The sequence below is a fragment of the Niveispirillum sp. FG148 genome (genome assembly GCF_057809655.1).
The window spans coordinates 44644-66436 of record NZ_JBMDKJ010000027.1 but is presented as its reverse complement, the minus strand read 5'-3'; the positions used below and the strand labels follow the sequence as shown (position 1 = coordinate 66436).

Here is a 21793-nt window from a genome sequence, read left to right as displayed (position 1 = left end):
ATAAAGTGCCATTTTAGATCACACCCCATAATGAGTAAAAATCCATTTGCACGTTACATTCACATAATTCATTTTAGATTAAATTCTATCTTCAGCGCTTGGGGCGGGCACATGGACGATTGCGCAATCTCATTATATCTTGAACTCTATGAAGGTAAACGCGCTGACCTTGAAACTGTATCGCGCCTAGCGCTTTGCTTTTCTCGTATTGTAAAAGAAGCCGCATTCCTTGTGGAGCCAAACATTCCCATAAGGGTGGAGATGGTAAGCGGAAGCGACAGTAGCCTTGGACTAAATAATAGAGTAAAGATAAGCACAGAAGACACCGACGCTAAAGTCCGTATATGGAGAGCTATACGGGTAGCTTCAATTTTTATATTTAGCTCCGTAATTGTTCCATATTATTCTGAAAAGATTCTAGATAGAATTCATGGAGAGGATGGATCTGATATTTCAGAAGAAAGTTTAGAAAAGATCGATAAGAGAATAGAAAAGGCGCTAGATGAGCGCGTTTTCAAGCAATACAAGAGAGAGACATTTCAGGCATTAAGCAAAGATGAAGCGATATCAGGAGTTGGCATCACCAATTCATTTGGATCTCGACCGACCCATATTATCCCCAGAGAATCATTTGAAGAAAGATCAGGATCAGGAAAATCGCATGAAGAACAGATCAAACATCGAGTGACGCACGAAGAATCCACTGCAAAGCTTCTTAGTCCATGGTTGGAAATGAAAAATCGGAAATGGAAATTAAGAACTCCCACAAGGGGAGATATTGGCGCATATATAAAAGATGTCGAGTTTCTTCAGCTTTTCCTTTCCGGAAGGCTGAACGTTTCCCTAAACGACAATCTACACTTCGACATCATACTCGAAATAAAAGAATCATATGAAGAAGGTCAGTGGGTCGTCAAGGAGTACAATGTTATTGAAGTTAAGAACCCAAAAGCCGGTCCACTACAAGAAAGCCTGGACCTCGGGAATTAGCCGCCACTGATTTGACGCAGGCGTATCGTTGCGTAAACGAAAACAAACATACACAAAAGGGCCGCCAACGACATGCTGACGAATATAGCAATGAAGGCCAGCGCCGCAGCCACCACTAAAGCGATTAGTGCGGGGCCGGCCCAGTCGGCGGCTACTTTAATTATGTGCCGATGCACAGATCGCTTCATCTCGCTCACCCTCCTTTCAAGTTGCTATATTAGCGTCAACAATTAAGCATCGACAAGCGACGTTCTGTGTAGGCCACATTCCCTGCGGTGCCCACAGCGCACCCCTGCCCGGCCGAATCCGCATGTTGACGGATCATATCCGATATCGGAATGATTGCACGTATCGCAACTTCCAGCCGGGAAAACGCCCATGCGCCCCTTGTCGATCCTTGGCCGGCTGGTCCGCCGGCTGTTGACCAAGCCCGCCATTGCCGGCGACCTGCCGGCCGTGCTGCTGCGGGAATTCGATCTCCAGGATGTCCGGAGCCGGACCACCGGCCCCGCTCGCCGGCCTTTTTCGGTCCGCATTCATCCGATCTCGGAATTCACGGAATATCGGGACAGATTATTCATTGCAACCTTCCCGTCCGTCGGCGATAAAGTTGGCTGAACCTGTCCCGCAACCATCCAACCAGAGGAGTGACCTTCGATGAATGCCCATTTCCCCCGTACCGGCAACGGTACCAACTGCGGCGGCTTTGCCCGTCGTGGCAACGTACTGTTCACCCGACAAATCCCCCTCAACGAACAAATGATTTTCCGAACAATCGAGGGCAGTGATGAGCTTCTTCATGTCATTGGGGCGCGGCCCCAAATTATTCTTTGAGCTTGCGCACTGGGCTGACCGGGACGCCGTTGGTCTGCGCGGAATTGAAGTCCGCCGCGAGAATGGCGAAACCCTGATCTGGGTCGGCCGTCTGCATCTGATTTATACCCCGGGCCGCTGGCGCCCGGTGGCCAGGGGACCCACCATCGATGGCCGTGACCATGATGACTACCAATCCAGGATCCGCCGCCTGGCATCCTGAGAAGCTGGACCCGCTGGTCCGCGTGCTGGAAGCGTTGCGGACGCTGGATCCCGACCTGCCCATTCAATATGCGCTGTCATTCCTGACCATCGCGCAGAATGAAGGGCTGTCGATCCGCGACCTGTCCGAACGCCTGGGCATCGCGCAATCCTCGGCCTCGCGCAATGTGGCCGCCTTGTCGAAGTGGCACAGCTTCGGCAAGGAGGGCCATGATCTAGTGCAGGCCGAGGAGGACCCGCGCGAGCGTCGGCGCAAGATCATCACCCTGACCGACAAGGGCCGCACCCTGGCGGCCCAGCTGGCCGACCTGATCCAGCCCGAACAGAGCCCGACCCTGCGCCGCACGGCATAATACCAAGCTGCGGTGAGTGAAACTCATCGTAGCTTGGTTGGCGCATTGAGCGCCCGCGACCCCATGGTCGCGTGAAGCCAAGTCGCCGGATGGCGGCAAGCGGCGCCTGAGGGCTGCATTGATCTGAACCGCGGGTTCTGATCAATGCAGATCAGTATAAGGGCGCGGGCCCCTTACCGCCCATAGGCGGCCAGGAACACCCGCACCGCACCGTCGACGCGCCTGGCCATTTCCGCGTCCCCCATCGGCGGCTGCACGCCCAGCAGGCCGCGCAGCTGTGTATGGCCGTTCAGCAGGCCATAGAATTGTTCGGCCGCCAGCAGCGCATCGGAAATATCCAGCCTTCCTTCGGCGTGACAGCGCTGCAGATAGGCAGCGATGCGACCCAGGGAGGCGGCCGGGCCCGTGCGGTAGAAATGGGCGGCCAGTTCATTGTCGGCTCCGGCCGACAGGATGATGCGCAGCAGGCAATGCAGCTGGTTGCTGGCCATCAGTTCCAGGAAACGCAGGCCCAGCGCCCGCAGCACCTCTGGCACGGGCTGGCTGGCATCGGCCATGGTCAGCGGTTCGGTCATCCGCTCCGCCCGGCGCAGGATCATGGCGTCGAACAGGCCGTCCTTGGCGCTGAAATGCTTGTAGATGGTCTGTTTGGAGACACAGGCGGCGTCGGCGACCCGGTCCAGGCTGGCGGCATAGCCTTCCTCGGCAAAGACCTGTTCGGCCGCATCCAGGATGGCGTTGCGCTTGCCCAGGTCCAGCGGCCGCCCGGCGCCCCGACGCCTGGTCTCCCCATCGATCCGGCGTGCATCGTCCGGCATGGTCTTGCATTCCCTCTTCAGTGCGCCTCGCCCACCGGTCCGCCGCGCAGCACCGGGCGCTTGACGAAGGGCAGGGTCAGCAACGCGATTGTAAACAACACACCCATGACCAGGAAGAGGTCGGCGAAGGTCATCACCACCGCCTGCTTCTGGATGGTCCCCGACAGCACGCCCAGCGCCGCATTGGCCCCGTCGCCATGCCCCGCCGCCGCCATCCGGGCCGCGACATTGTCCAGGAACCCCTGCACTTCCGCCCTTGTCGGGTCGATCCAGTCATACAGCACGCGGCCATGCAGGGCCTGGCGTTCGGTGATCAGGGTATTGATCCCGGCCAGACCGAAGGCCCCGCCCAGATTGCGCATCAGGTTGAACAGGCCCGCCGCATTGGGCACCTGTTCGGGCGGCAGCGTGCCCATGGCCAGCGTCGTGATGGGGATGATGCAGAACATCAGCCCCGCCCCGCGCAGCATCTGCGGCAGCAGCAATTCATCGAACTGCCAGTCGGCGGTGACGGGTGTGGAGATATAGAAGCTGACGGCCAGCAGGGCAAAGCCGATGGCCAGCACCTTGCGCACATCCATCTTGGAGGTCAGCACCCCGGCAATGGGCGAGGACAGGAACTGGCAGATGCCCGTCACCACCATGGTCGCCCCGATCTGCTGCGCGTTCAGCCCGCGCACCTGCCCCAGGTAAAGCGGCAGCATATAGACCGACCCATAAAGCCCGATGCCGATGACGAAGCCATAAAGGGAGCCCAGGGCGAAATTGACATTGCGCAGGGACCGCAGGTTGACGATGGGCTGGGCGTAGGTCAGCACCCGCCAGAAAAAGCCCGTACCGGCCAGGACGGCGATGATCGCGAAATCGCGGATGGCATCATCCTCGAACCACTGGTTGCGCGCCCCTTCCTCGATCACATAATCCAGGCTGCCCAGGAACAAGGCCATCAGCGCGATCCCCGGCAGGTCGATGCCCTTCAGCAGCGACGGGTTGGGCCGATCGATATCGATGCAGTTCCAGACAATGGTCGCCACGGCCAGACCGGGCAGCAGGTTGATCAGGAACAGCCAGTGCCAGGAGAACTGCTCCGTCAGGTAGCCGCCCAGCGTCGGCCCCACGGTCGGCCCCAATGTCGCGACCAGTCCGATCACAACCGTGACCGGTGCGCGCTTGGAAGGAGGAAACGCCGTGAAGCTGGTGGCAAAGACCGTGGGGATCATGCCGCCGCCGATGAAGCCCTGGATCGTGCGCCACAGCACCAGCTCATCCAGGCTGGAGGATTGGGCGCACAGAAAGCTCATGAAGGTGAAGCCCAGCGCCGCCACCGTGAACAGCACCCGCGTCGACAGCAGCCGGGTCAGATATCCGGACAGCGGGATCATCACCACTTCGGCGATCAGATAGCTGGTCTGGACCCAGACGATCTCGTCGGCACTGGCCGCCACGCCGGACTGGATCTGGCGCAGGCTGCTGGCCACGATCTGGATGTCCAGAATGGCCATGAACATGCCGAAGACCATGGCCACGAACCCCACCAGCGTCCGCGTGCTGATCCGGTCCGTGGCGGCCGGCGGTGGGGCGGCGGGGGCGTGGTCGCCCGTGTCGGACAGGGTGATGCTGGTCATGGCCGGCTCGCGACCTGGGAAGCGGCGATGTCGGCCGGGGCCAGCCCGATCAGGTCGCGCCCGTCATGGCGGGTATCGACCCGGGCTTCCACCGACAGGCCGGGGCGCAGGCGGCCGGCCATGGGCCCGGACTTGGGCAGGGCCACGCGGACCGGCACGCGCTGCACGATCTTGGTGAAATTGCCCGTGGCGTTTTCCGGCGGCAGCAGGCTGAACTGCGCACCCGATGCCGGCGACAGGCTGTCGATCCGGCCTTCCACCACCAGGCCCGGATAGGCGTCGATGGACAGTTCCACCGGCTGGCCCACGCGCAGGCGGCCGATCTGGGTTTCCTTGAAATTGGCCGTGACATAGGCGTCCTGTACCGGCACCAGCGCCATCAGCTGCGCGCCGGCCTTCACGAACTGGCCCACCCGCGCGCCGGAATTGCCGATGATGCCCGCCACCGGGGCCCGCAGGATGGTCTTGTCCAGGTCGTTCTCCGCCAGGGCCAGCGACGCCTTCGCCTCTGCCAGGGTGGCTTCGGCCTTGGCCCGTTCGGTGGACAGCACCGCCACCTGGTCGCGTTCCGCCGTCAGCGCCGCCTGCGCCTTGGACAGGGCGGCACCGGCCTTCTGGGCATCGGCCTGGGTGGTGGACAGTTTCTGCTGGCTGGCGAATTCACGGCCGGCCAGGGCCGTATAGCGCTGGGCATCGGCCCCGGCGCGGCGCTGTTCGGCCTGGGCGGCGGCCACACTCGCCTCCGCCTGGCGGATCAGGGCACCTTCCAGGGTCAGGCGGCTGTCAATATTGTCGATGGCGGCCTGGGCCGCGGACAGCCGGGCGCGGGCCTGATCGGCCTTGGCACGCAGATCCTTGTCATCCAGGCGCAGCAGCACATCGCCGGCCGCCACCATCTGATTTTCCACCACATCGACACTGGCGACAAAGCCTTCCACCCGCGGGCTGATCATGGTGATGTCCGCTTCGATATAGGCGTTGTCGGTCGTTTCGGTGAAACGGGCCACCGACCACCAGTGCCAGCCGCCATAGGCGCCGCCCAGCAGCAGGGGAAGAGCAAGGGTCAGGGCGATCTTGCGATTCATGGCGTGATTTCCACAGGGCAAAGATTAGTGCACTAAGCAGTCCACTTATTTGCCGGGAGCCTGCGCCCTGTCCGTCTGATGGTCAAATGAATTAATGGACGCATCAGTGTGGTATTGAATGCAGCTGGCATGTGCTGACCGCATGGTCAGGTGTGACAGCTTGCACTGCGGGGCCGGGACGCGGTCTACTGCGGGTCGATTTCAGGTTGGGCGAAGGGGCACCGCGATGCGGGGGCGGAATTGGGACAGGCGGGAAATGCTGCGGCTGGGGGCGGGTCTGCTCGCCCTGTCGGCGACGGGCCAGGCGCAGGCGGAAGGCAGCCCCGCCGACGATCCCAAGCTGCGCTTCGTCGACCTGCCGCCGCTGCTGCTGCCGGGCAAGGAGAAATTCGCCTTCATCCGCATTTCGCTGCGGCTGGTCGTGCGCAAGACTGAAAAGATCGTGGAGGAGAATGGCCTGGTCCTGGCCTACAAGCCGCGCATCATCGGGCTGCTGACGGAGGATCTGCCGGAATATGACCGGCTGAGCCGCTCGTCCGACCCCACCGACCTGACCGCCTTGAAGACCCATGTGCGCGAACTGTCCAACAGCATCATCGGCAAGCCCATCATCGAAGATGTGCTGATCCTCAGCTTCCTGACGGGCTGACCGTCAGGGGCGCAAGCCGCTGGTCTCACACCCGCTTTTCCATGAACAGGCTGGCATCGCCGCCGCAGGGATAATCGGCAAACGCCCCGCATCTGGTGAAGCCCAGCCGGTGATAGAGCGCCACCGCCTCCACCTGCAAATGCCCGGTTTCCAGCTTCAGCAGCGACAGACCCTCGGCCCGCGCCAGATCCTCCAGCGCCGCGATGATGCGCCTGGCGATGCCCCGGCCGCGGTGGGCGGGATCGACATACATGCGCTTGATCTCGGCATAGCCCTCGCCGGGGAACAGGCGCAGCGCGCCGCAGCCCACGGCCACACCATCGGCACGGGCCAGCAGGAAGCGGATATCCGGCGCCTTCAGCTGTTCGGGGTCCAGCAGATGGTTATCCTCCGGCTGGTAAAGCCCGATCAGGTAATGGTCCAGCGCCGCGATCAGGGCGCGGGCATCGGGCGCCGTCGGGTCGGCCAGGGCAATATTTATGTCATTCATCGGTTCATTCCCAGCAGCAGATCGACCAGGGCGGGCACGGTCTGGGTGGCGGGCCCGTAAAGCCCGGCATCGAAGCGGCCGCCCGTGGCCTCCAGATTGATCTCCAGCACCATGGCCCCGGCCCGCCGCGCCTCTGCCGAAAAGCCGGCGGCGGGATAGACCTGGCCGGAGGTGCCGATGGCGATGAACAGGTCGCAATCGCCCAGCGCGTCGGCAATCTCGTCCATGAACAGCGGCATCTCCCCGAACCAGACGATATGCGGGCGCAGGGTGCCGTGACCGCCGCAATCGGGGCAGCGATTATCGACGTCCAAGTCACCGGCAAAGGTGCCGATCCGCGCGCAGGCAGCACAGCGGATTTTCAGCAGTTCCCCATGCATGTGCAGCAGCCGGGCGGAGCCGGCCCGTTCATGCAGATCATCAACATTCTGGGTGACCAGATGGAACGGCCCCTGCCATTCCCGCTCCAGCCGGACCAGGGCAGCGTGCGCCGCATTGGGCTGCACGGCGGGGTCCAGCACGGCGCGGCGGCGGGCATTGTAGAAACCCTGGACACGGGCCGGGTCGCGGGCGAAGGCTTCCGGCGTGGCTACATCCTCGATCCGCTCCTTCTCCCACAGCCCGTCGCCGTCACGAAAGGTCAGCAGACCGGATTCCCGACTGATGCCGGCCCCGGTCAGGATGAAGATGCCGGCATCGGGGCGCAGACCCGCCAGCAGGCGGCGCAGCGTGGGATCGGTCATGGTGTCACGGGGGCGATGGCTGATGGACATGGACGAACATGCGGGATTGTGGCGCAAACGCCGCTCGTCCGACGAAGCGCTAGGTGAGATATAAAATCTCTTAGATTGGCCTATGCAACATAATGTGCAATCCTTTAATAAGGCAATCTTTTTGGGATACCGTCAATGGATATTCAAAATGGCGTTCTGATAATAAGGAATGAAGATGATGCTTGGCGAGCTTTGTCCGAAATCTCTCATCACCCATTATCATTTGACCTCGGAATTAGTAAAATTGACACATCTTCATGGATGAGCGAAATACTACGCCTTCCGCACGAGGATAGTTCTACGTCAATTAGAACAAATTTGATGGAGTCTTTTCTTGAGTATCAGCGCGGGATAAATAGAGTTTACTCGTATTTAAAATATGGGGCTTTTTCGAAGCGCCTTTCTTATCAAGATAGGCGCTTGACAGAACTTGATATTATTGTTATGAAGAACGGCAGAGTTTATTCTACCGATACAAAAGATCAGGTGCTCGCCGTGGTTTCTGCTATGGTTGGCAAAATGGAATCTAAGCACATTGCGCTAACTGCTGTTAGTTTGGCGCTAATTTTTTCCGTTTGCTATTTCGGAAGCACTGTCTTTTCTGAAAGAATAAAATCTGATCTCGAAATTGCCAAATCACAGGCAGAAACTGAGAGAATTAAACTAATAACAACTCTTTCAGATCAAAATACTCAGGCCATTGCCATACTGGCTCAATCAAAGATTGGTCAGGATGCATTATTGCGATCTGTAACCCAAGTTGATGAAGCCAAAATACTTGGCGTTGACATAACAAAGGACTAGGCAAGAAAAATACTGACTAAGCAAAATGTAGGTAATATATACGGCACCTTAAGTGGTGAGTTTGAGGTAATAGAAATACAAAGGGCGGAGTTGGGTGTTTTCCAGGTAGATGTAAAACACTCAGAAACAGGTGAAGAGTTTAGAGCCGAAGCAACGGAGCTTTTGCTGTTTAACGGCGATCAAATTGGCAATCTGTTTTCAGTTCTACGCAGCGGGGGTGTAATTAGCGCTGACATCCACACCATCAGGAAAGATGGAAAAATTACCCATGCTGGAATTGTAAAAGCAGTTTTACCTGATCCGAAATAATCTAAAAGTATTGAATTGCGTCGGAACTAATATCCTCCGATTGCACGCTCTGATAGCCAAGCAAGCAGAGAACACGATCAACCGCAGCCATGGAGGCTCGCCGCTCAATTAGGCGTGTCTGAGGATCAGCCCAGATATGAGGAAGGTGTCAGGCATGTTGTCCGATTAGTCCAGCATGGCAGCGTGCACCTTAAGACGATAGTGGCGTTTGCGTCGTAATCCCGCGAACCTGCCATGGCAGCGGCGGGTCCGGCAAGGGGTGCAGCAGTAAAATCGTTCCTTCCCTATTGTCAGGCGAATAGACGGCAAACTTGTTCACCCCCCCAGCCCAGCCGCAAACGCCTGCAGTTCCGCGAACGGCGACCGCGCCAGGAACGCCGCCATCTTGGCCCGGAAGGCCGGCGTGGACGCTGCCGCGGAACGGGTCAGCAGGGCCAGGGCCCCCTGCATCTCCCCTTCTTCGGCCAGGAACCGGGCCAGATTGAACTGCCCGCGGAAATCCCCACCCTCGGCCGATGCCTGGTACCAATGCCGGGCCTGTGCCCGGTCGGCGGACACGACCCAGCCATCTTCATAAAAGCTGCCGATGAAATTCATCGACTTCGCATGGCCCAGCGCCGCGGCCTTGCGCAGCCAGTCCAGGGCGGCCGCCCGGTCCATACCCACTCCCCGCCCCAGGATCAGGGAGGAGGCATAGTTATACATGCCCCAGTCCAGCCCGGCGCGCGCGGCCTGGGCGAACCATTGCGTGGCCAGCGCCTGATCGGGTGCCGTACCCCAGCCATTCTCATAACAGCGGCCGACCATGTTCATGGCCATCACATGGCCCTGATGGGCGGCCTGGGTAAACCAGGCCAGCCCCAGCGCCGGATCGGCCGCGACCCCGCGGCCATCCAGCAGCATCTGCCCATAGACGACCTGCGCCTCCGCCAGCCCGGCTTGGGCCGCGACCGCCACCAAGGATGCGGCCTGTTCGGGCGGGCCGGAGAGCGCCGCCGCCATCTCGGCGGCACTCATGGCATTCAGGCGTTGGGCGTCCATCAGAACTTCGCGTTCAGGGTCACCGTGCCCGACCGGCCCGGCGCGATGGCGGCGAAATGCGTCGGATAGGCCTGGTTGTAATAGACCTTGTCCGTCAGGTTCTGGACATTGACCTGCAGGCTCATGTCGGGCGTGAAGGCATAGGATGCCGTGGCATCGAACCGCCAGTAGGAGGGAACCCACTTGGGCGGGGTGGTGGTGCGGCTGGTGGTGGTGCTGCCCCAGACCTTGTCAACATAGAAGGCGCCGCCGCCGACCGTCAGTTCCGGCAGCACGTCATAGGTGGTCCACAGTGACACGGCATTTTCCGGCGTGTTCGGGTACTTGGCCCCGTCGGCCAGACCAAAGGCGGCGGCACTGCCGCCGGCCTTGATCAGCTTGCCATCCAGATAGGTATAGCCGCCGAACACCTGCCATTCCGGGGTGATCTTGCCGGCCAGGCCCAGCTCCACGCCCTGCACCCGCTTTTCACCGACCATGGCGGCCGTGCCGTCGGCCTGGGTGATGCGGCTGTTGGTGGTTTCGGTGCGGAAGATGGCGGCGGTAGCCATCAGCGCCTCACCGAACAGGTTCCACTTGGTCCCGACCTCGAACGTCTTGTTCTTTTCCGGCCGCAGGCTGGCATTCAGCACGCTGTTCAGGGCCGAAATGTCGCTGCCCTGCACCAAGGCATTGCCGACGGGGGTGGAGGAGGTGGCGTAGGAGGCATAGACGCTGCCATCGCGCGTCGGCTTATAGTTCAGGCCGACCTGATAATTGAACAGGTCATCCTGGCGCTTGAAGGTGCTGCGCACGCCCGCCGTGCTGGCCGTGCTGGTGAATTTGGCGTCATAAAGGTCCAGACGCAGGCCCAGATTCACTTGCAGATCGGTGGTCAGGTCGGTCGTGTCATTCAGATAAGCCGACTTGGTGATGTTGCGCGAATTGCTGGGATTGTTGTTGCGCGTCATCACGCCGGCCCACGGATCATAGGGATTGGGATTGTAGAGATCCGTGCAGTAATAGGCGGCAATGGCCGCGGCGGAGCAGGAGGTGGCACCCGTCGGCAGGGTCAGGGTATAGCCGTCATTCTCCCCCTTCTCGCGGCTGAATTCCAGGCCGGTGGAGAAATTGTGGGTCAGGCCGGCAAAGCTGAAGCTGCCATACAGGTCGGTCTGGTTGGCAATAGTGTCCACTTCCGTCGCGCGGCTGTTCTGCCGGCGATAGACCAAGCCGTAATAGATATTGCCCTGGCTGTCGTCAGGTTGCGTCAGGATATAATCCTGGCCCGTCTGGGCATAGCGGGTGACATTGCGCAGGCTGAGCCCGCCCTTGAAATCATGTTCCAGCTTCACCGTGCCGATATCGGCCGTGTCGCGGCGGAAATCGCGGTTGGCCAGACCGTAGAAGGTGGAACGGTCGACATCCACGGGCGACCCGTCACCCGTTTGCAGCACGCGGGCGCGGCCGTCGCTGCGGGCCCGGAACACCGGATTGTTATAGGGGATGCCCGGATCGGGCACGTCGTCGGTTTCCAGGTGGTAATAGCTGATGGTGGCGCGGGTATCGCTGTTCAGGCCAAAGGCGATGGAGGGCGCCACGCCCCAGCGCTTGTTTTCCACCAGATCACGGCCCGCCACATCGGCATCATGCCACACACCATTGATGCGGACGGCCGTGCCGTCATCGATCTGCTTGTTCACATCGGCCGTGACGCGCTTGTAGCTCGCCGTGCCGACGCCGACCGTCGCGGCGGAGAAATCCTCGGCCCTGGGCGCCTTGTTGGTCAGGTTCAGGCTGCCGCCGGCGCCGCCGCGCCCGACATAGGCGCCGCTGGGGCCCTTGGTGACCTCAATGGTCTCCAGATTGAACACTTCGCGCGACTGGGCGCCGATATCGCGCATGCCGTCGATGAAGGTGCTGCTCTGCGAATCATAGCCGCGCAGGAAGGGCCGGTCGCCCACGGGATTGCCGCCTTCACCGGCGCCGAAGGTGATGCCGGGCACGGTGCGCAGCGCATCGGTCAGCGTCGTCGCCACCATGCTCTGCAACAGTTCCTGCGGCACGATGGTGATGGAACGCGGCGTATCCAGCAGCGGGGCGGTGAATTTCGGGCTGTCCAGCAGATCGCGCTTGAACCCCTGTTCCCCCGCAGGCCCGGCCTGCTGCCCCTGCACCGCCAGGGTCGGCAACTGGACCGCGTCATCCTGTTTCTTGGCCGGGGCTGGGGTTTCCTGGGCAATAGCGGGCGCGCCATAGGCCAGGGCGGCCAGGGAAGTGCCGGCGAAAATGGCCTCGGCCAGGCTGGCGGAACGGGGGGTGGGGGTCATGGCGTGGAAAATCCGGTGCGATTAATAATGCGAGCGATTCCTATCTTCACTCGCATTCGCATGCAAGACCTTTACACCACCATGGACGCGGATGGGATATGTGGACGGCGGCACGGGCAAGAGGGATAAAAGCACCAGCACAACCCAGCCAAGGCCAGCCCCATGCGCTCCGTCCTGTTCGTCTGCACCGGCAATATCTGTCGTTCGCCCACGGCGGACGGGGTGATGCGACACAGGGTTGCAGCGGCCGGGCTGGAAGGCCGGGTGTTGGTCGACAGTGTCGGTACCCATGGCTACCATATCGGGGAACCGCCCGACCCGCGCACCATCCAGGCCGCCCGCGCCCGTGGCTATGACCTGTCACCCTTGCGCGCCCGCAAACTGGTGGTAGCGGATTTCGACCGGTTCGACCTGATCCTGGCCATGGATCGCGGGCATCTGGAGATCATGCGCCGGTTGGCCCCGGCCGACAGCAGTGCCGAACTGGCCCTGTTCACCCGCTTCGCCCCGCCCCCGCACACCGACCGCGATGTGCCCGACCCCTATTATGGCGGTGCCCAGGGCTTCGCAGAGGTGCTGGACATGGTGGAAGCCGGGGTGGCGGCGCTGATGGGGCGTGTAAGGGGCCGCTGACTCCCCTACCCCCGCAAACTGACCAGCGCGGCGGGGAAGCGGCGGGACAGGGGGGCCGTGGTGCCGTCGCTGAGCGTCAGCTCATGGTCGCCCGACCCTTCCGGGGCCACGGCCTTCACATGCAGGGCATTGACCAGCCAGGACCGGTGGGTGCGCAGGATGCCGTGGGGGGCCAGGTCACCGGCCAGTTGCGTCAGGGTGGCGCGCATCAGCGGGCGGCGGCCGTCGGTCAGCAGGAATTCCACATAGTTGGCGGCGGCGCGCACGGCGATGATCTCGGCCACGGGCACGCGATGCACAATGGCCCCGTCGCGGATGTCGAACCGGGCCGGGGTCGGCGTGATCCCGGCGACCGACGGTGGGGCTGGGGGCTCGGCTGGCAAGGGCGTTGTGGCAAGCGCGCCCGCTGTCCCGACTGCGGGGGATGGCAGCGGCGACGGGGCCGCAGCCGCCATCCCCCGCCCGTGCCCCAGGGCCAGGAAGATCATCAATGTGACAAAATAGGACACGGCATCCTTGCGGAACTCGTATGCCAGGACATCAACCGTGACCGGGAACGTATAATCCAGCCCCAGAAGCCCCGCTGCGATCTGGCGGGTGATCGACATGCCCACGACATGCAGGCAGGAATAGATCAGCAGCGCCACCCCATGCGTCAGGATCTGCCGAGCCCATGGGGCCTGGATGGGGGCGCGGGCCAGGGCGAGGGCCGGAATGAAGATGACCATCATCATGGCAATGCCCGATGTGCCCTCCGTCATGATCGGCCAGATCGGATCAACGGGTCGGCCATCGCGCGCCGCATCCTGCAGGATGGTCATGACATTGACGGAGTTGCCGACCAGAATCAGCAGGAAGGCGAGCAGAAACGGACCACGCCGGGACGAAATGCCGTTCGTCCCAGACCCTTTTCCGCCCGTCCCAGCCGCCCGTACCGACGTCACATCCATGAACCGCCCCGTCCCCTGCCTGTTGCCCGGTCCACCATCGCACGCCATCACCGGGACATGACACCATCCATCAGGGAGCCATCGTCCCCATGTCCGCATCGTCCCTATCCGCCCATCCGCCGCAGCGCCTGCCCTTTCTGGACTGGGTGCGGGTCGGCGCCTTTGCCCTGCTGATCCTTTACCATGTCGGCATGTTCTATGTGACCTGGGACTGGCATGTGAAGAGCCAGCATGTGGGGCACGCGATAGAGCCGCTGATGCTGCTCAGCAATCCCTGGCGACTGTCGCTGCTGTTCCTCATCTCCGGGGTCGCCACCCGCTTCATGGCCGACCGGATGGGGCCGGGAGAACTGGTCCGGTCGCGTCTGCCGCGCCTGGGCATCCCACTGCTGTTCGTCATGGCGGTCCTGGTCGTGCCCCAGCCTTATTACGAGGTGGTGGAGAAGATCAATTACGCCGACGGCTATTGGGCCTTCTGGACCCGCTACCTGTCCTTCGACCAGAGCTTCTGCCGCGGCACGGATTGCCTGACCCTGCCCACCTGGAACCATATGTGGTTCGTGGCCTATCTGCTGGTCTATACGGGCCTGCTGGCTGGCCTGCTGGCGCTGGGCGGCGACCGGGCGCTGATCCGGCTGGGCGAGGGGCGGTGGGTACAGGGCCCGGCGCTGCTGGTCCTGCCCATCCTGCTGTTGGCGGGGTTGCGCATCACCATGCTGACCAGCTTTCCCGTCACCCACAACCTGACCTGGGACTGGTACAATCACGCCGTCAGCCTGGGCATGTTCCTTTTTGGATATGCCATCGCCCGCAATGCGGCCCTGTTCGATCTTCTGTCGACGCGGCGCTTCACCACCCTGGCCCTGGGTCTGACCGCCTGGGCCTTCTATGCCTGGTATGGCTGGACCTACTGGCGGGACGGGGCGCCGATGCCCGACGACATGCTGCGCATGGCCAGCCGCACGGCCTATGCGGTGCAACAATGGACCATGATCCTGGCCGTGCTGGGCTTTGCCCGCCGCCATCTCAACCATTCCTCACCCTTGCTGCGTTATCTGTCGGTGGGGGTCTTCCCCTTCTACATCATCCACCAGACCCTGATCGTCATCATCGGCCATCATCTGAAGGCCCTGTCGCTGCCGGTGGCGATCGAGTCCACGCTGATCATCGGTCTGACGGTGGCGGGTTGCTTTGCCACCTACGAACTGGCCCGGCGGGTGCGGGTGCTGGGGCCGCTGCTGGGGGTGAAGTAGCGAATTCTTTACATCTGTCGGCGCATGATCCCGTCCACCGGCGACGACGCCGGCCACGGGTGGGGGAATGAGATTGGGCGGGGCTGCGGAATTCAGCGGCGAACCGACAGGGCTGGATATTCCGGCCCTGGATGGGCGGCTGCGCGACCTTGTCGAATACTGGCGGCGGCAACGCGGGCCCGACCGCGCCGCCCCCTGCCGGCATGACCTGAACCCCGCCGATGTGCAGCCGCTGCTGCCCTGGATCATGCTGCTGGACGTGGCCGACGGGGATTACCGCTATCGCCTGGTCGGCACGGGCCTGGACGGGCTGTTCGGCCGGCCGCTGACGGGCAGCACCCTGCGCCGGGCCTGGCCACAGCGGCTGGGTCAGCTCTGGCAGCACTGGATGGACCGGGCGGCCCGGGAAATCCAGCCCATCGTCACCTCTGCCACGTTGGATACCAAGCGGGGGAACCTGCGGCTGGATCAGGTATTCCTGCCCCTGTCCAACCATCCCGACCGCATCGACATGCTGCTGTGCGGGACCAGCGGCACCTGCCTGCGCCGGCCCAGCACACCGCTGCTGCGCCCGGCTGAAGAGTTGCACGAGGAAGAGCTGGTCGGCTTTGCCGGCGCCACGCTGACGGTCTGAAGCCGGAGGCGGCTAGGTGCTGGCAGCCGGAGGCGGCAGGATGGTAGGGTGGCGGCCCCTTCCGGCAGCCCGATGATTGTCCGCCCGTGACCAGCCCCAGCCGCACCGACAGCCCCGCCAGCGCCGCTATCTCCCCCATGATGGCGCAATATCTGGAGATCAAGCGCCAGCATCCAGGCTCCCTGCTGTTCTACCGGATGGGCGATTTCTACGAGCTGTTCTTTGACGACGCCGTTGCCGCCGCCGCCTCGCTGGATATCACCCTGACCAAGCGCGGCCAGCATCTGGGCGAAGAAATCCCCATGTGCGGCGTGCCCGTCCATTCCCATGAACAATATCTGTCGCGGCTGATTCGCAATGGTTTCCGCGTTGCCATCTGCGAACAGACCGAAGACCCGGCCGAAGCCAAGAAGCGCGGCAGCAAATCCGTGGTCCGGCGGGAGGTCGTGCGCGTGGTCACCCCCGGCACCATCACCGAGGATGGCTTGCTGGATGCCAAATCCAACAATTACCTGGCCGCCCTGGCCGAAGCCGGGGGCGAGGCGGGGCTGGCCTGGCTGGACCTGTCGACGGGCGAACTGACGCTGGCGCCGGCCGACCGCGCCGCCCTGCCCTCGCTGCTGGCCCGGCTGTCGCCGGGGGAATTGCTGCTGCCCGAGCGGCTGGCCGGCGCCGAAGAGCTATCGCCGCTGTGGGATGAATGGCGGGCGCGCCTGACGATACAGCCCAATGCCAGATTCGACAGCGAGAATGGGCGCAAGCGCCTGCTGGCGCTCTACAATGTCGGCACGCTGGACGCGTTCGGCGCCTTTGGCCGGGCGGAGGTGGCGGCCGCCGGGGCCCTGGTCGATTATGTCGAACTGACGCAGAAGGGCCGCCTGCCCCGCTTCGACATTCCCCGCCGCCAGGGGGCGGGTCAGGTGATGGAGATCGACCCGGCCACGCGGCGCAATCTGGAACTGACCCGCACCCTGACGGGGGAACGCCGGGGCAGCCTGCTGGCCGCCATCGACCGCACCGTCACCGGGGCCGGGGCGCGGCTGCTGGCCGGCCGCCTGTCGGCCCCGCTGACCGATCCGGCCCGCATCGACCGGCGGCTGGACATGGTGGCCTATCTGGCCGGGGAAGCGCCCTTGCGCATCGACCTGCGCGAGGAACTGCGCCGCACGCCGGACGTCGAACGCTCTCTGTCGCGCCTGACCCTGGACCGGGGCAGCCCACGCGATCTGGCCGCCGTGCGCGATGCGCTGGAACGCGCCATCACCCTGCGCGGCCGGCTGGCCTATGGCACGGGCGGTATCGATGTCCCCCTGCCGGCGGGCCTGGCCCGCATTGCCGAGGGGCTGACGGGCGGTCCGCGCGCCGATCACGAGGCGCTGGTGGCCCTGCTGTCGCAGGCGCTGGGGCCGGACCTGCCTTTGCTGGCCCGCGACGGCGGCTTTGTCGCCCCGGGTTACTCGGCAGCCTTGGACGAGCTGCGGGCGCTGCGCGATGACAGCCGCCGGCATATTGCCGGGCTGCAGGCGCAATATGTCGATGCCACGGGCATCGCTTCGCTGAAGATCCGGCACAACAACGTGCTGGGCTATTATATCGAGGTGACGGCCACCCACGCCGACAAGCTGCTGTCGGAAAAGCATCGGGCCGATTTCATCCATCGCCAGACCATGGCCGGCGCCGTGCGCTTCACCACGGTCGCCCTGTCCGACCTGGAGCGCAAGGTGGCGGAGGCTGGCGACCGGGCGCTGGCACTGGAGCTGGAGATTTTCGACCTGCTGGTCAAGGCCGTGGTGGGCCAGGCCGACTTCATCGCCAGCACGGCCCGCGCGCTGGCCACGCTGGATGTGACGGCTTCCCTGGCCGATCTGGCCGTCGATGGCGGCTGGTGCCGGCCGGAAATGGCCCGCGACCTGTCCTTTGACATCCGGGGCGGGCGCCATCCGGTGGTGGAGCAGGCCCTGGCCGAAAATGGCGGCGGGCAGTTCGTGGCCAATGATTGCGACCTGTCGCCGGGACAGCGCCTGTGGCTGCTGACCGGTCCCAACATGGCCGGTAAATCGACCTTCCTGCGCCAGAACGCCCTGATCGCGGTGCTGGCGCAGATGGGCAGCTTCGTGCCCGCCCGCACCGCCCGCATCGGCACGGTGGACAAGCTGTTCAGCCGCGTGGGTGCGGCCGACGATCTGGCCCGCGGCCGTTCCACCTTCATGGTGGAGATGGTGGAGACGGCCACCATCCTGAACCAGGCCACGCGCCAATCGCTGGTCATCCTGGACGAGATCGGGCGCGGCACCGCCACCTTTGACGGTCTGTCCATCGCCTGGGCCTGCGTCGAACATCTGCACGAGATGGCGCGCTGCCGCGGCCTGTTCGCCACGCATTATCACGAGCTGACGGCCCTGTCGGCCAAGCTGCCCGACCTGTCCTGCCACACGATGCGTATCAAGGAATGGAAGGGCGACGTCATCTTCCTGCATGAGGTGGCGGCGGGTTCCGCCGACCGCTCCTATGGCATCCATGTGGCGCGGCTGGCGGGATTGCCGCCCGCTGTCATTTCGCGGGCGGAACAAGTGTTGCAGATCCTGGAAAAGGGTGATCAGGCCAGTGCCGCCAGCCGCCTGGCCGACGACCTTCCCCTGTTCGCCGCCATGGCCGCCAAGCCGGCCCCGCGACAGACCGTTGCGGAACCGGAACCATCCGTCGTGGAGGATGAGCTGCGCGCCATCAACCCGGATGAGCTGACCCCGCGTCAGGCGCTCGACGCGCTGTACCGGCTGCGGGGGCTGTTGGGCTAGGGGTGGGTGAAGCTGCTCTCGCCGATCAACCCAAATATATCTTATCCTTGTTCCAGTACAGTTGGAACGAATCGCCACATTCTGGCTGCATCAAAGCCATTCTGGCTGACTCGATAGCATCCAGGGCTATGACGATCTCCTCCATACGGGCAGGTTCCTTGACGTCTATTTCTCCGTACAGAACACCATTTGCTACGTCATACAGACGTTTTACCTTGTACTCGACACCGAAACGCGTCCGTATCATCATTCTGATGTTACGGATCTCTATGACGCCATCATTCGCCCTCCTGACTGCCGCAGTGCGGGGAACAAGTTTCAACAGCATCATAATGGCTTCTGCATTCATTGGACCCTTCCAGACTTCAATGCAAAGCTGTGACATAACCAATGAATTCTTAGCTTATTTTTCGTTCATGGATATAGGCAAATAACATCTTTTCCGTGTTGACAGCCAGCTTCCATCGAACCTGTGTTTGCGTCATAGTGTGTGGCGCTGACAGCGCTATCAAAAATCAGGGAAAATCATGCGCCGCCTTGTCCGTGCCATCCTTGCCCTACTGATATTGGCAACCCTCCCTGCGACAGCCAACGCCGATGCCCCTGATCCGACGCTGGCGGCGATCCTGGCCGGCGACCCCGTCTATCGGCCGCAGACCCTGACCCTGACCGATATCCCCACCCCCACCGGCCCCGCCCTCTCCCTGTTGAACGACCATGACCTCACCGACTGGGACATCTGGCTGGGCTATGCCGATCCTGCCATCACCTATGTGAACAAGACGGAAACCCCCATCGGGACGCGGCCCGGTGGCGATCCGATGTTCAGCATGGTGACGGAGGATGGCGGGCCGGCCTTGCGCGTGGACGGCCGCACCTGGGGCTCCATCGTCCATCGCGGCATTTACGGGAACTATCACCTGCGCCTGGAATTCAAATGGAGCGGCAGGCGCCATGCCCCGCGCCTGGATCTGCCGGAAAATAACGGCCTGCTCTACCATTCCTTCGGCGCGCCCGGTTCCGTCTATGGCACCTGGATGCCGGCCGTGGAGTTCGAGATCATGCGCGGATCAACCGGCATGGTGGTACCCGTCGGCACCTTCGTGAAGCCGGTGACCCAGGCCGGCCGCGACCGTTCCCTGATCGATCCGCAGCGCCGCTTCATGCCGGGCGGACGCCGCGTGACGGTCGAGGCCCCGGCCTGGAACGTGGAAGCCGCCAGCGACGCCGAAAAGCCCGTCGGCCAATGGAATGTGCTGGACCTTTACGTGCTGGGCGAACGGGCCGTGCATGTGGTCAATGGCGTGCCGGTCATGGTGCTGGACCGGATCAGCGTACAGGACCCGAACGGTGACTGGCAGCCCCTGACCCAGGGCCATATCCAGTTCCAGTCGGAAGGGGCGGAAACCTTCTTCCGCCGCATCACCCTGGAGCCGATCGACCGGTTGCCGACCGTCACGCCCCGCTGATCGGGATAAGATGACCGGGCGGTTTTCGCTGTTGCGCGCCCAGCCCGGCAGCGGCACCTTCACGGCCTGACGGATTATCGGGAAGGCGCGTGATGGCGGCTGTCGCAACGACCTGGGCTGGCTTGAAGCAGCGGGGTGTCACCCCGGAACTTCTGATCATCGGCGTCCTGGTCTGGGGGTCGTTCATCTATCTGCACCGGGCCACACCCATGCTGACCATTCCGGCGGCGGACTGGCTGAATGGCACGGTGGCGCTGCCGATCGGCGGGCGGGTGATGGTGGCGGACATTGTCGGCTGGCTGGCCGGGATCGCGGGAATTCCCGCCGATTCCGCCAAGGTCACCATGATGTTCATGGGGATCGAGGCATTGGCCTTCCTGATCGCCAGCATCGCCATTCCGCTGACGGCCGTGACCCTGACGGGCAGCCGTGCTGCGGCCTGGCTGGCCTATGGGCTGTTCATCTGGCAGGCCTTCTACACCTTCATCATCAGCCCACGGCACCGGTTCTGGTTTTCCTACGACATCGTCTCCCTGGCCGTCATGTCGCTGGCGCTTTATTGCATTGTCAGCGATCGCTTCAAATCGCTGCTGGTCGTGACGCTGATCGGGGCCTGGAATCGGGAGACGGCGGCCCTGTCGGCACTGTTCTACGCGCTTTACCATTGGGGTGGCAGCAAGGGTGATGGGTTCTGGCGCCTGTCGGGCCTCACACCCGCCATCATCGGGCGGGCCGCCCTGCTGTTTGTGGGCGCGGTGGCGGTCAAGGCCCTGGTCTGGCACCTGCACGGTTTTCAGGGCGGGGCCGTTTCCTTCTACCATGAGCCGGGGGTGCTGCGTCTCTGGCGGAACCTGCGCATCTGGGAAGGCGGGGTCTATGCCTGCCTGGGGGCGTTCGGCTTCCTCTGGCTGCTGGCGCCGCGTGCCCTGGTGGCCTTGGGACGCCAGCCCTTCGCCTGGATGGGCTGGGCCTTCCTCCCCTATCTGGGCGGCATGCTGCTGGTCGGCAATATCGATGAAATCCGCATCTTCTCGGAATTCATCCCCTGGCTGGCCGTGATGCTGACGCTGGCCTGGCATGGTGGCCGGCCGGCGGTGGAACATCGATAAGGCCAAGGGCCATAATTCATGACCGATGGTATCATACCAGGGCCGGAAAGTTCTGACTTCTGGCCCTGGTATCGGCCGCGACGGCGGCCGCGCGGGCTCGTGCCCGCGAAGCCAAGGCCCGCGGATGCGGGCCGCCCGGCGTTTGAGGGGCCGGAAAGTGCCGACCACAGGTCGGAACTTTCCGGCATTGGCATCAGGCGCGCGGGTTGACGATCGGCCCGGCCGGCCCGTCGAAATCATCCGGCTCGTCCAGCAGCGAGCCATCGGCGATCCGGCCCAGGAATTCCTCCAGCCGTCGCCAGAGCAGCTGCATCTGCTCAGCCGATCGCCGGTCGAAGCGGCGCAGCATCAGCAGCGTGGCATCGTCCAGACGCGGATAGGCCATCAGCAGCCCTTCCGCCTCGCCGATGCCGGCGCGGGCATAGATGCGGAATTTCAGCGCATTGGTGACGAAGAAGGACAGCAGCGCCACGAAGCCCCCCTTGTCTTCCAGAAAGAAGGTCGGGCATTCGACATAGGCGGCGTCGGGCACCAGCTCCGTCCAGGTCGCATCGGGCACGATCAGGCAGTTCGGTGACAGGCCACAGGCGACAAGGCCCCGCGCAAGGTCGCGCGGGGCCGCCTGCAAACGCCAGATCATGCCGGACGGGCTTGCCGTCGTCGGTGTCA

At 62.9% G+C, this 21793-nt stretch carries 24 protein-coding genes; 13 read left to right on the top strand and 11 right to left on the bottom strand.

The genetic code is table 11. The features are described from left to right. Positions 1-111: 111 nt before the first annotated feature. Positions 112-990: an LAPAL motif-containing putative phage structural protein gene (locus ACODTW_RS22225; RefSeq protein ID WP_488948280.1), complete on the top strand. Its 879-nt coding sequence runs from the start codon at positions 112-114 to the stop codon at positions 988-990. Here ACODTW_RS22225 and ACODTW_RS22220 read toward each other — a convergent pair. Beyond that, positions 987-1178: a hypothetical protein gene (locus tag ACODTW_RS22220; protein WP_488948279.1), complete on the bottom strand. Its 192-nt coding sequence runs from the start codon at positions 1176-1178 to the stop codon at positions 987-989. The two genes, ACODTW_RS22225 and ACODTW_RS22220, sit on opposite strands and share 4 nt — an antisense overlap. Before the next feature lie 232 nt (positions 1179-1410). Between ACODTW_RS22220 and ACODTW_RS22215 the strand changes: the two genes are divergently transcribed. The 3 genes from ACODTW_RS22215 (at position 1411) to ACODTW_RS22205 (ending at position 2378) form a co-directional block, all read left to right on the top strand. Next, the gene (locus ACODTW_RS22215) at positions 1411-1608 is read left to right on the top strand and encodes a hypothetical protein (RefSeq protein WP_488948277.1); all 198 of its coding nucleotides are present in this window, start codon (positions 1411-1413) and stop codon (positions 1606-1608) included. 169 nt (positions 1609-1777) lie between these two features. Then, entirely contained in the window at positions 1778-2026 is a 249-nt protein-coding gene (locus ACODTW_RS22210) for a hypothetical protein (protein ID WP_488948276.1), read from the top strand. Further along, positions 1986-2378 carry a MarR family winged helix-turn-helix transcriptional regulator gene (locus ACODTW_RS22205; RefSeq protein ID WP_488948275.1) on the top strand — a complete coding sequence of 131 codons (393 nt, stop codon included), beginning with the start codon at positions 1986-1988 and terminating at the stop codon, positions 2376-2378. The genes ACODTW_RS22210 and ACODTW_RS22205 overlap by 41 nt, the downstream gene beginning before the upstream one ends. Before the next feature lie 173 nt (positions 2379-2551). Here the strand turns inward: ACODTW_RS22205 and ACODTW_RS22200 are convergent, their stop codons facing one another. From ACODTW_RS22200 to ACODTW_RS22190, 3 genes are read right to left on the bottom strand one after another with little or no spacing between them, the layout of a single operon-like run. After that, positions 2552-3196: a TetR/AcrR family transcriptional regulator gene (locus ACODTW_RS22200; RefSeq protein ID WP_488948274.1), complete on the bottom strand. Its 645-nt coding sequence runs from the start codon at positions 3194-3196 to the stop codon at positions 2552-2554. Between the two features lie 17 nt (positions 3197-3213). Continuing rightward, positions 3214-4821, bottom strand: coding sequence for a DHA2 family efflux MFS transporter permease subunit (locus ACODTW_RS22195; RefSeq protein ID WP_488948273.1), 1608 nt, complete (start codon positions 4819-4821; stop codon positions 3214-3216). Then, on the bottom strand, positions 4818-5906 hold the full coding sequence (locus ACODTW_RS22190) for an HlyD family secretion protein (RefSeq protein WP_488948272.1): 1089 nt from the start codon (positions 5904-5906) through the stop codon (positions 4818-4820). The genes ACODTW_RS22195 and ACODTW_RS22190 overlap by 4 nt, the downstream gene beginning before the upstream one ends. Positions 5907-6132: 226 nt before the next feature. Between ACODTW_RS22190 and ACODTW_RS22185 the strand changes: the two genes are divergently transcribed. Then, positions 6133-6555, top strand: a complete 423-nt coding sequence (locus ACODTW_RS22185) for a hypothetical protein (protein ID WP_488948271.1) — start codon at positions 6133-6135, stop codon at positions 6553-6555. A 25-nt stretch (positions 6556-6580) separates the two neighbouring features. Here ACODTW_RS22185 and ACODTW_RS22180 read toward each other — a convergent pair whose 3' ends face one another. Together ACODTW_RS22180 and ACODTW_RS22175 are read right to left on the bottom strand one after the other, a co-directional pair. Further along, entirely contained in the window at positions 6581-7045 is a 465-nt protein-coding gene (locus tag ACODTW_RS22180) for a GNAT family N-acetyltransferase (protein ID WP_488948270.1), read from the bottom strand. After that, positions 7042-7818 (bottom strand): NAD-dependent deacylase, encoded by a 777-nt coding sequence (locus tag ACODTW_RS22175; protein ID WP_488948269.1) that lies wholly within the window; start codon positions 7816-7818, stop codon positions 7042-7044. The genes ACODTW_RS22180 and ACODTW_RS22175 overlap by 4 nt, the downstream gene beginning before the upstream one ends. Positions 7819-7953: 135 nt before the next feature. On the opposite strand from ACODTW_RS22175, the gene ACODTW_RS22170 reads away from it, so the two are divergent. Continuing rightward, positions 7954-8622, top strand: coding sequence for a hypothetical protein (locus ACODTW_RS22170; protein WP_488948268.1), 669 nt, complete (start codon positions 7954-7956; stop codon positions 8620-8622). 90 nt (positions 8623-8712) lie between these two features. Continuing rightward, a complete protein-coding gene (locus ACODTW_RS22165) occupies positions 8713-8931 on the top strand; it encodes a hypothetical protein (protein ID WP_488948267.1) in 219 nt (72 codons plus the stop codon). Between the two features lie 315 nt (positions 8932-9246). Here ACODTW_RS22165 and ACODTW_RS22160 read toward each other — a convergent pair whose 3' ends face one another. Then, complete coding sequence (locus ACODTW_RS22160) at positions 9247-9972, bottom strand: tetratricopeptide repeat protein (RefSeq protein WP_488948266.1); 726 nt, start codon at positions 9970-9972, stop codon at positions 9247-9249. Beyond that, positions 9972-12281 carry a TonB-dependent receptor gene (locus tag ACODTW_RS22155; RefSeq protein ID WP_488948265.1) on the bottom strand — a complete coding sequence of 770 codons (2310 nt, stop codon included), beginning with the start codon at positions 12279-12281 and terminating at the stop codon, positions 9972-9974. The genes ACODTW_RS22160 and ACODTW_RS22155 overlap by 1 nt, the downstream gene beginning before the upstream one ends. Positions 12282-12443: 162 nt before the next feature. Between ACODTW_RS22155 and ACODTW_RS22150 the strand changes: the two genes are divergently transcribed. Continuing rightward, on the top strand, positions 12444-12914 hold the full coding sequence (locus ACODTW_RS22150) for a low molecular weight protein-tyrosine-phosphatase (RefSeq protein WP_488948264.1): 471 nt from the start codon (positions 12444-12446) through the stop codon (positions 12912-12914). Between the two features lie 5 nt (positions 12915-12919). Here the strand turns inward: ACODTW_RS22150 and ACODTW_RS22145 are convergent, their stop codons facing one another. Continuing rightward, positions 12920-13864 (bottom strand): LytTR family DNA-binding domain-containing protein, encoded by a 945-nt coding sequence (locus tag ACODTW_RS22145; RefSeq protein ID WP_488948263.1) that lies wholly within the window; start codon positions 13862-13864, stop codon positions 12920-12922. An 89-nt stretch (positions 13865-13953) separates the two neighbouring features. Here ACODTW_RS22145 and ACODTW_RS22140 point away from each other — a divergent pair, with 89 nt between their 5' ends. From ACODTW_RS22140 to mutS, 3 genes are all read left to right on the top strand, one after another. Continuing rightward, positions 13954-15117: an acyltransferase family protein gene (locus tag ACODTW_RS22140; protein WP_488948262.1), complete on the top strand. Its 1164-nt coding sequence runs from the start codon at positions 13954-13956 to the stop codon at positions 15115-15117. Positions 15118-15184: 67 nt separating this feature from the next. Next, positions 15185-15751 carry a PAS domain-containing protein gene (locus ACODTW_RS22135; RefSeq protein WP_488948261.1) on the top strand — a complete coding sequence of 189 codons (567 nt, stop codon included), beginning with the start codon at positions 15185-15187 and terminating at the stop codon, positions 15749-15751. A 137-nt stretch (positions 15752-15888) separates the two neighbouring features. Then, complete coding sequence (gene mutS / locus ACODTW_RS22130) at positions 15889-18546, top strand: DNA mismatch repair protein MutS (protein WP_488948286.1); 2658 nt, start codon at positions 15889-15891, stop codon at positions 18544-18546. 25 nt (positions 18547-18571) lie between these two features. On the opposite strand, the gene ACODTW_RS22125 is transcribed toward mutS, so the two are convergent. Beyond that, entirely contained in the window at positions 18572-18895 is a 324-nt protein-coding gene (locus tag ACODTW_RS22125; RefSeq protein WP_488948260.1) for a hypothetical protein, read from the bottom strand. A 178-nt stretch (positions 18896-19073) separates the two neighbouring features. Here ACODTW_RS22125 and ACODTW_RS22120 point away from each other — a divergent pair, with 178 nt between their 5' ends. Together ACODTW_RS22120 and ACODTW_RS22115 are read left to right on the top strand one after the other, a co-directional pair. After that, positions 19074-20015, top strand: a complete 942-nt coding sequence (locus ACODTW_RS22120; protein WP_488948259.1) for a 3-keto-disaccharide hydrolase — start codon at positions 19074-19076, stop codon at positions 20013-20015. A gap of 92 nt (positions 20016-20107) precedes the next feature. Continuing rightward, positions 20108-21124 carry a hypothetical protein gene (locus tag ACODTW_RS22115; RefSeq protein WP_488948258.1) on the top strand — a complete coding sequence of 339 codons (1017 nt, stop codon included), beginning with the start codon at positions 20108-20110 and terminating at the stop codon, positions 21122-21124. A gap of 193 nt (positions 21125-21317) precedes the next feature. Here the strand turns inward: ACODTW_RS22115 and ACODTW_RS22110 are convergent, their stop codons facing one another. Then, positions 21318-21764 carry a hypothetical protein gene (locus ACODTW_RS22110; protein WP_488948257.1) on the bottom strand — a complete coding sequence of 149 codons (447 nt, stop codon included), beginning with the start codon at positions 21762-21764 and terminating at the stop codon, positions 21318-21320. Between the last annotated feature and the right edge of the window lie 29 nt (positions 21765-21793).

What these genes read in the sequence shown, in the direction of transcription:
- ACODTW_RS22225 (WP_488948280.1), top strand. Translation starts at nt 112, where the DNA reads ATGGACGATTGCGCAATCTCATTATATCTTGAACTCTATGAAGGTAAA.
- ACODTW_RS22220 (WP_488948279.1), bottom strand. Translation starts at nt 1,178, where the DNA reads ATGAAGCGATCTGTGCATCGGCACATAATTAAAGTAGCCGCCGACTGG.
- ACODTW_RS22210 (WP_488948276.1), top strand. Translation starts at nt 1,778, where the DNA reads ATGAGCTTCTTCATGTCATTGGGGCGCGGCCCCAAATTATTCTTTGAG.
- ACODTW_RS22205 (WP_488948275.1), top strand. Translation starts at nt 1,986, where the DNA reads ATGATGACTACCAATCCAGGATCCGCCGCCTGGCATCCTGAGAAGCTG.
- ACODTW_RS22200 (WP_488948274.1), bottom strand. Translation starts at nt 3,196, where the DNA reads ATGCCGGACGATGCACGCCGGATCGATGGGGAGACCAGGCGTCGGGGC.
- ACODTW_RS22195 (WP_488948273.1), bottom strand. Translation starts at nt 4,821, where the DNA reads ATGACCAGCATCACCCTGTCCGACACGGGCGACCACGCCCCCGCCGCC.
- ACODTW_RS22190 (WP_488948272.1), bottom strand. Translation starts at nt 5,906, where the DNA reads ATGAATCGCAAGATCGCCCTGACCCTTGCTCTTCCCCTGCTGCTGGGC.
- ACODTW_RS22185 (WP_488948271.1), top strand. Translation starts at nt 6,133, where the DNA reads ATGCGGGGGCGGAATTGGGACAGGCGGGAAATGCTGCGGCTGGGGGCG.
- ACODTW_RS22180 (WP_488948270.1), bottom strand. Translation starts at nt 7,045, where the DNA reads ATGAATGACATAAATATTGCCCTGGCCGACCCGACGGCGCCCGATGCC.
- ACODTW_RS22175 (WP_488948269.1), bottom strand. Translation starts at nt 7,818, where the DNA reads ATGTCCATCAGCCATCGCCCCCGTGACACCATGACCGATCCCACGCTG.
- ACODTW_RS22170 (WP_488948268.1), top strand. Translation starts at nt 7,954, where the DNA reads ATGGATATTCAAAATGGCGTTCTGATAATAAGGAATGAAGATGATGCT.
- ACODTW_RS22160 (WP_488948266.1), bottom strand. Translation starts at nt 9,972, where the DNA reads ATGGACGCCCAACGCCTGAATGCCATGAGTGCCGCCGAGATGGCGGCG.
- ACODTW_RS22155 (WP_488948265.1), bottom strand. Translation starts at nt 12,281, where the DNA reads ATGACCCCCACCCCCCGTTCCGCCAGCCTGGCCGAGGCCATTTTCGCC.
- ACODTW_RS22150 (WP_488948264.1), top strand. Translation starts at nt 12,444, where the DNA reads ATGCGCTCCGTCCTGTTCGTCTGCACCGGCAATATCTGTCGTTCGCCC.
- ACODTW_RS22145 (WP_488948263.1), bottom strand. Translation starts at nt 13,864, where the DNA reads ATGGATGTGACGTCGGTACGGGCGGCTGGGACGGGCGGAAAAGGGTCT.
- ACODTW_RS22140 (WP_488948262.1), top strand. Translation starts at nt 13,954, where the DNA reads ATGTCCGCATCGTCCCTATCCGCCCATCCGCCGCAGCGCCTGCCCTTT.
- ACODTW_RS22135 (WP_488948261.1), top strand. Translation starts at nt 15,185, where the DNA reads ATGAGATTGGGCGGGGCTGCGGAATTCAGCGGCGAACCGACAGGGCTG.
- mutS (WP_488948286.1), top strand. Translation starts at nt 15,889, where the DNA reads ATGATGGCGCAATATCTGGAGATCAAGCGCCAGCATCCAGGCTCCCTG.
- ACODTW_RS22125 (WP_488948260.1), bottom strand. Translation starts at nt 18,895, where the DNA reads ATGAATGCAGAAGCCATTATGATGCTGTTGAAACTTGTTCCCCGCACT.
- ACODTW_RS22120 (WP_488948259.1), top strand. Translation starts at nt 19,074, where the DNA reads ATGCGCCGCCTTGTCCGTGCCATCCTTGCCCTACTGATATTGGCAACC.
- ACODTW_RS22115 (WP_488948258.1), top strand. Translation starts at nt 20,108, where the DNA reads ATGGCGGCTGTCGCAACGACCTGGGCTGGCTTGAAGCAGCGGGGTGTC.
- ACODTW_RS22110 (WP_488948257.1), bottom strand. Translation starts at nt 21,764, where the DNA reads ATGATCTGGCGTTTGCAGGCGGCCCCGCGCGACCTTGCGCGGGGCCTT.